Below are 4,545 nucleotides of genomic sequence, written 5' to 3' on the forward strand. Positions count from 1 at the left end.
AGAAAATAGCGGATTATCGAGGTTAGTATTTCCCCTGAAGCTAGGCAGGGTCAATTTTTGATGATGAGTATTGACAGCTCATCATGACTGACAGATTCCTCCAAGTGGTGGGCAAAGGGAATCGAAAACGGTGGTGTTTCTTTAGTGATGATGCAGCCGAGTTACTCCAAATCTATGCGAAGGGCTTTAGACACAGAGGTTCACCAGCACTGTTTACGGCCCAGCAACCCTTAAGTGGTGAGGTGAATCGGTTGAGTTATCGAACGGCACACCATAACTGGAAGAAGCTGATTCAAGACGCCCCTGAATTAAACGGAATCCGACTCCATGATCTGCGCCATACCTTTGCCACTGAACGAGTGGGACTGATGGGAATTGAAGAACTAAGGGCCTTGATGGGGCATCGGAATATCCAGACTACATTGCAGTATCAGAAGGTAACCTCTGGGCAGGCTCAAAAGGCTGCTCAACGAGCCTTTTCTTCGCTAGCCTTAACCGAATCGACCGAGGTCAAATAGACGCTGTCGTCGATACCTTTATTTGGGGAGTTGTCATACAGTTGCTGGGTATCGGTCATACTCTGCTACTGAAGACTATGAGTTAAAACTGATCAACAGACCCTCCCGGAGCAACCATGCTAATCGTCAACTTCTCGGCAAGAGGGGTAGATAATGTGCTGAAGTCTATCCCTAAAAGTACTTTCAGCCTTATGGCCCAATTTCTGTAGAGTCGGGGTTATACCCCGGCAAAGGCCAGCGCACGCCAGTTTCGGCTTTGGACAGCTCCCAAAGCTTCCCAGCCTGCTCAGCGTCGAGGACACTCTCTTCAAGGTTACACTCACCAATCGGTCCAACCATTTCGCCGCGTTTGGTTGGACCATAGTAAGCGGATTCCTTCAGGTTATCCTCGGTTGCGCACAGGACTTCCGGCCAAGCACCGCGTTCTGCTGACTGAGCAAGCGGTGACAGCAGTGTGAAGAGAAACTTAGTCATTTTGTTCGCTTCATCTTTTGATAGCGTGGTCCGTGCGGCACCGGGATGACAAACGTGAACAGAAACAGGAAGGTTTGCAGCTTTCACGCGCCGTTCCAGATCATAAGCGAACATCATTTGCGCAAACTTGCTGTGGCAGTAAGTAACGTGTGGGTTGTAATTGTTGTCGAAGTTCATGTCCTCAAGTTGGATGCGCTTCAAACCCATTTTGTGACCGCCGCTGCCTACGATTACGATGCGAGCCTTGCTCTCGACCAAGTGATCAAAGATCAGGCTCGTCAGCAGGAAGTGTCCATAATGGTTGGTACCAAGCTGGCTCTCGAAACCATCTTTTGTGAATTGCTGTGTGGCAACCTGTTCGATGGCCGCGTTCTGGATGAAGGCGTCGATCTGGGGTACTTCTGCGTTCACACGCTCGGCGGCCGTGCGTACCGACCCCAGGTCGGCAAGGTCCATCTTGATGCAGCGCACATCGGCATCCTTGCCCACTTCTGATTTGAGTGCTTCAATAGCGGCCTCGGATTTGTCAGTGCTGCGGTTCAGCATAACGATACTTGCGCCTTTAGAGAGGAAGATCTTCGCAGCCTCATAGCCTGCGCCAGCGTTCGCGCCGGTGATCACATAGGTTTTGCCCGTCAAATCGTCGATGCGTGCCGGTGTCCAACCTTGAGGGCCATATGGGTTTGCCTTTGCCATTGTTCTGTTCCTTCGATTTCGGGAAGTGCTGGTAGGTTTTCCTACCAATACGTGGTTCGAGTTATGCGATTGGGCCGGGATGTTTCTTGAAGAAACCATCGACGATATCAACAACCTGAGCGATGTTCTCTGGGATGTCGTACAAGCCCACATGGCTTGCTCCGGGGATCTCGTGATATTCCTTCTCCGAGGTCACGCGGTCATGGTAAGCCTTGGTGCAGATGGCCGTTTCGGCTGTTTCTCCAACGATGCCGCAGAAGGGCTGTAGCAGCTTGTCGGCATAATGCTCGCCAAGGTTAAAAGCCGCTGTTTCGTCGATATCCGCCAGGATTTCATTGGTGAAATTCGGATATGTCGGCTTGCCGCCGCGTGCGGTGCCGTAGTAGTCATAGCCTTCCAGTGTACCAGCGGGTGCACCCGCGTTTTTCTTCAGGAAATCCGGGTCGGTATAGCCGAAGGCATCGCGGTTTACCGCCTCGCCGGTTTCAAACATTTGCTGACGCATGTCGTTGGCCGCTTTTATACGAGCCTTATAGGCATCCATGTCGCTGAGTTGGATCATGTCGGTGGCAAGCATGGCGCTTACCGAGGCGAAAGCCTTCACCCGCAGATCCGAGATGATAGTCGAGGCCATGATGCCACCGCCGCCGCAGAAGCCCAAACCGTTGATCGAGCCAACGAAAGGCAGCGAGCCAAGATAGGAGATCGCATTACGCAGGTCTTCCCATTTGCGCGGTATGTTTTCGTCGTCGCGGAATCCTTCCTCATAGGTGCCGCTCTCGCCTTTCGAGTTCCAATCAAAGCCCAGAGCGACATAGCCGCGTTCTGCCATTTTGGGGCCGTAGTTGCCCATAACCTGATCCTTCACCTGCGGAAAGGGTGGGGTCATGACGATCCCTTCGTAGGTTTTGGACGGGTCGAAATCAGAGGGCAAATAGAGGTTGCCGACGATTTTGATGCCTTTGCTCTTGAAGGTAATTTTTTCGCTTGAGGTCATCGTTGTCTCCTTGGCTTTGGATTAAAAAGTAAACTACACTATTTACTTTAGACCTAGTCTTCAAAAATGTAAACACCAAATTTTACTTTTTTGTTTATTCAGGCATGAAAACACATGAAACTCACTGAACGAAAACGAGAGAGCATTATTGAGGCGGCGATTGAGGAATTCCGAGACCAGGGATTTCTGGGTGCTAAAACCACTCGAATTGCAAAACTTGCAGGGGTATCGAGTCGCACTTTATACAATCACTTTGAGACTAAAGAGGCTCTGTTTGACGTTGTTTCCGAAATTATGCTGGCGCGCAGCAATGTCATGTCGCCAGTGTCGTACGACCCGTCTCGTGGATTGGACGAACAATTGATTGATGCACTAGAAACATATATCGGCGTCATTACCAATGACGATGCCATTGGATTGCAACGTATTGTGATTTCTGAGTTCCTGCGGGACTTAGAGCGTTCTCGTAGTTTTTTTGCGAAAGCCGCTACGCATGATTATCCTGTGACGAAGCTCATTAGTGAGGCTATGGACTCGGGCGCACTGAGGAAGGCTGACCCTGAGTATGCAGCCAATCAACTACTGGGTTTGGTCAAAACCTTTTTCTTTTGGCCAGAGTTCTTGCTCGGAGAGAAGGTAAAAACGGATGGCATCATGCAAGACTGTGTTGCGATGTTTCTGTCACACTACAAAGCTCCGTAAATCGGGCGGACATGTAAGCACTACTCGCACATCATCGCTCACAGGACAATCGCGAGAATATAATAGTCTTCTTGGGACTGAGCCGAACATTTATATCTTTGGACTAAAACGGCCAAGGCTGTAATAAGCAACAGAGCTGTTCACATCTTAAAAATCCTGATATAAAAAACTCAAGGGACCACTTGACCCCTTTTTGCATTAATCGTTGCCATACCCCGTATAGGTCTGATTAGACTGTGGTTAACCTAAGTCGGGGTCCGACAACGATTCGTGTAAAATCTGATCATAGGACTAAAAAGCAATAGCAGTATATCTTCTGACCTTTGTTTAGCCCAATTTTGGAATATTGTGAGGTCAAAAGAATATAAAAATGAGGTCTGTTAGAACCAAATCAATCAATTTTGCGTTTTTTAGAAATTTCGCATTAATGCCATCTCAGTTGCTTGCATAAATGCTAAGAAACCCATAATCACTAGCTGGACTATCTTTCAGCAATTCTAATATGAGTTTTATTTTTAATAGATTTACCTTGACCCCAAGTGTGCAAATTTGCATTTTGGAACAATTTTGACTTCTCTTATGTTATTTTTTGCAATTTTGAACTCTAGAATGATTACCTAGTAAGGGTTTGGGTTCTATGATCAGATTTTACACGAATCGTTGTCGGACCCCAAAGTGGTTGCTTTTTGTGATCGCAACTGCAATATCATCTCTCCATTTGTGACTGCCCCTGGCAACCGGAATGAGTCACCGCTGTTTAAGACTGCATTGTCGAAGGTGATGAGTACCGCCCGAACAGTCGGCATAGACTTGATTGGGACTATCGTTAGCTTGGATGGCGTGTACGATAGTCGAGCCAATCGCAAGGCCATTTTCAATCGACGGATGGTGCCGAACATTAATGAAAATCTCCGTGGGAGAAAGACGCCCAAGCCAGGTCCGAAAAGACGGTTCGATTCATCCATCTTTCAAGAGAGATTCAATACCATTGAGCGAGTCTTTGCCTGGGAGGACAAATTCAAGCGCTTGTTGCTGCGATTCGAGCGGATCAGCAAACTGCACTATGCCTTGAAAAGCTTGGCTTACACAATGATCAATCTTCGGCATTTTTGCCAAGGTTAGGATCGATTTGAAATCTATGAATTCCAGAGGTCTCTA

The 4,545-nt window shown here is 48.1% G+C and carries 4 protein-coding genes and 1 pseudogene; 3 read left to right on the forward strand and 2 right to left on the reverse strand.

The window, feature by feature from the left end; genetic code table 11:
- Window positions 1–74: 74 nt before the first annotated feature.
- Window positions 75–518: pseudogene (locus Q0986_RS06010) on the forward strand (site-specific integrase); the annotation flags it as partial.
- A gap of 189 nt (window positions 519–707) precedes the next feature.
- On the opposite strand, the gene Q0986_RS06015 reads toward Q0986_RS06010, so the two are convergent.
- Together Q0986_RS06015 and Q0986_RS06020 are read right to left on the reverse strand one after the other, a co-directional pair.
- Window positions 708–1,688, reverse strand: a complete 981-nt coding sequence (locus Q0986_RS06015; protein WP_299405913.1) for an SDR family oxidoreductase — start codon at window positions 1,686–1,688, stop codon at window positions 708–710.
- Between the two features lie 61 nt (window positions 1,689–1,749).
- Window positions 1,750–2,685 carry an alpha/beta hydrolase gene (locus Q0986_RS06020; RefSeq protein WP_299405917.1) on the reverse strand — a complete coding sequence of 312 codons (936 nt, stop codon included), beginning with the start codon at window positions 2,683–2,685 and terminating at the stop codon, window positions 1,750–1,752.
- A 114-nt stretch (window positions 2,686–2,799) separates the two neighbouring features.
- Between Q0986_RS06020 and Q0986_RS06025 the strand changes: the two genes are divergently transcribed.
- Entirely contained in the window at window positions 2,800–3,387 is a 588-nt protein-coding gene (locus Q0986_RS06025) for a TetR/AcrR family transcriptional regulator (protein WP_299405922.1), read from the forward strand.
- Window positions 3,388–4,047: 660 nt separating this feature from the next.
- Window positions 4,048–4,509: a hypothetical protein gene (locus Q0986_RS06030; RefSeq protein WP_299405925.1), complete on the forward strand. Its 462-nt coding sequence runs from the start codon at window positions 4,048–4,050 to the stop codon at window positions 4,507–4,509.
- Window positions 4,510–4,545 lie beyond the last annotated feature (36 nt).

Source organism: Acaryochloris sp. IP29b_bin.148 (assembly GCF_028285565.1).
In the GTDB taxonomy this organism is placed as follows: domain Bacteria; phylum Cyanobacteriota; class Cyanobacteriia; order Thermosynechococcales; family Thermosynechococcaceae; genus Acaryochloris.

Bases quoted from the DNA above. Each gene is read 5' to 3' on its own strand.
- Q0986_RS06015 (WP_299405913.1), bottom strand. From the start codon at position 1,688: ATGGCAAAGGCAAACCCATATGGCCCTCAAGGTTGGACACCGGCACGC.
- Q0986_RS06020 (WP_299405917.1), bottom strand. From the start codon at position 2,685: ATGACCTCAAGCGAAAAAATTACCTTCAAGAGCAAAGGCATCAAAATC.
- Q0986_RS06025 (WP_299405922.1), top strand. From the start codon at position 2,800: ATGAAACTCACTGAACGAAAACGAGAGAGCATTATTGAGGCGGCGATT.